The sequence below is a fragment of the Roseibium denhamense genome (genome assembly GCF_009711415.1).
Classification (GTDB): Bacteria; Pseudomonadota; Alphaproteobacteria; order Rhizobiales; family Stappiaceae; genus Roseibium; species Roseibium denhamense.
Genome location: NZ_SMLZ01000092.1, coordinates 1 through 2,593, shown reverse-complemented (window position 1 = coordinate 2,593; position 2,593 = coordinate 1). Strand labels below are relative to the sequence as shown.

General features: G+C 51.8%; 1 protein-coding gene. It reads right to left on the bottom strand.

Annotation, left to right across the window (positions count from 1 at the left end):
* On the bottom strand, nucleotides 1–1,912 hold a 1,912-nt coding region (locus tag E1180_RS04310; protein ID WP_196220522.1), incomplete at its 3' end, for an AAA family ATPase.
* Between the last annotated feature and the right edge of the window lie 681 nt (nucleotides 1,913–2,593).

The window sequence follows — 2,593 nt, the reverse complement described above, 5'->3', positions numbered from 1 at the left end:
TCTCTGAAATCTGTTCAGCGGAAAGGATATTCGACCGCAGGAGGCTGTCCGAAATCGCTCTAAGCTGTCGTTTCTTAGTTCGCAGCAGAGCGGTCGATCGCCGTTTCTGGGATTGCAAAATCAGGTCACAATCGCGTTCAAATGCTCTGTCACTGTCAATCAACCGGCGGATCGCTGGAACTGAGATTTCAGAACGGAATGTCAAATGCCGACCCAATCCCGACGACGCAATTAGGCTAGCTGCAAGGTAAGTTGCACGCTCCAAATCTGATCCACGCGCCAAACCGGCCCCATCTGATGGCTCACCCAAAAGAAGCGTTTCGGCGACCTGACCGGCAAGCAGCACAGCTATTTCATCGAGATAGTCTGACTGAACGCGAGTGCCGAGATTTCGTTCAGGCAGCATAACGTGTCCGCCACTGCCGGCATCATCGCTGCGATCGATTGGCTGGTATTTCCTTAGAGCAGCTTGTGTAGGAACGACCCCAATCATTTCAAAGGCTGCAACCACGTGGCCCGCTTCGTGAACCGCAGATCTTTCCAACGTTTCGGCAGGCACCTGATCGAACTTGGTCATCCACACGGCGCGGACAAGTCGGCTGTCCAAAGTCTTACCGGAGCGTCTTGCCGCACGCCGGCATTCTCGAGCCAATCCTTCCAACTTCGCACCAGACCAACCGTCAGTTAGTTCAGCGACATCTTGAAGATCCTCGTCTGGCAACCGGGCCTGAAGATGTTGGGTGAATATGCCTTTTCGAGCCTCAAGATCAGGCAGGGGTAGTTCGACAACACGTTCAAGGCGGCCTGGTCTCAGAAAAGCGGAGTCGATCGTATCGATACGATTACAGGCTGCGACGATCACAACACCCTCGCGGCTTTCAAGACCGTCCATTAGGTCGAGAACGCCGTTGATCACCTGTGTTGCATACTCCGGGGCATGACGCGAAAGCGTTTCCCTGTTTCCGATGCTATCGAATTCATCGAAAAACAATATTGAGGGCGCTTTTGACCGAGCATCTTTGAAGGCCTTGTTGAGACCCCGGAGCATGTCACCCAGATGTCCCAGGGCTTGAGACTTTGTTAGTGAACACTCAACGAGTACAGCGCCGCATGACTTGGCCAATGATTTAGCAAAAGTTGTCTTGCCGGTTCCCGTGTCTCCGCGAAGCAGAATTCCGCGATCGACGTCTGACCACTGTATTGTCCCGGCCTTCAAGTCACGGAAATCTTGTGCCAGCTCAAGGCCCCATACCTTCGCCTTTCCGTAGCCATGGGACTGCGACAAATCACGGACGTCAGCTGAGCCATTCTGTTCCTGTTGGGCCAATGTGCTGGCTCCGCGCAAACCCTCCAGGAAACGCAGCGCTGCATTCAGGGGACGATTTCCGCGAAAAGCGAGTGTGAGCTCTGAAAGGGTGTAGGACAACAACCGTTCCGCGGTCTTATCGCAAATATGTATATCGTGTGCGATATGAAGTGCTGCTTTGATGAAGCGGCTTTCAATTGGGGCTTCAATGATCGCTTCAGCAATTTCTTTAAACTGCGACGTCATTGGGTTTTCGGGCGTTGAAACTCCAATCATTTGTTGATTTTCGTCCAGTTCTTCCAGTAACTGAGACGCTTCATCAGCGCCGCGTCGGCGGTTCTTTGGTCTGTCAGCGCGTCCGAGAAAATAGAAGAAGTCTGGCCCAAAATGCCGAGGCCCTTTATTCGTAAAGTGGCATGCCAATTCATTCTTCAACGCCGTTTCAAAGAATTGTTTGTCGCGTAGCTCTGGCAATTTGAAGCCGAGGACATATGCCGTACGGAAACGAATTTCCGGCACGGTGCGTAGTGCTTTCCTGACTGCCATTCTGGCAACAAGTTTTCCAATGGAAGGTGAGGGGTCATCAGCGAGTTGTCGCTTTTTCATCTGATTGCTCGAATGTAGGGCATCGCGTTGCTACCGAAGGGGTGCCGGCGCATCGGGGGTGCTCATAAATTGAAGGGCGGTGTTTTTTTTTGGATTCGGAGCTGTAAGCCTGCCGGACCGGTTAAGGTCAGCGAGGATCGTCGCTGATCTTACGACCGAGCCGAACTTGTCCGGTCGCGGTGACAGCCCAGCGAAGATCCTTTGAAATCCAAAAAAGAGGCTCCAGAAACGTCCCTGTTTCTGACCTCGCAATTATGCCTGGGAACGCCACAAGCGTTTTGCTCCAGTCATGCAGGGTAAGGCGATCTGCGTCGCGTGGATCAAGTCCAGACGCGCTATTTTGCAATGCGACTATATCGCGAACGATGTTTGTCAGGGCGGATGTCTCTAGACCTGGGACGAACAGTCCCGAAGAAGGTGAGGAAGGCACGATGTTCTCGATACGTTAGATGTAGGGGAGGGTTCTCACGACTGAGATAGCCGTAAGTTCGGTAGTGTTTTAGAAGTTTAGGTGAGAATATCTGCTGATCCTGAACCTAATTTTTTTTGATAAACTAGGTCAAAGAACGCAGAAGTGGAGTTTTGTTGATCCCGATCTGATTGGAAAAATTGAGAAAGCTGCGACTTAGATCGTATGTCTGCTTTCGGCTGTCACCGCAGGATCAAATTTCACTGGTTCGA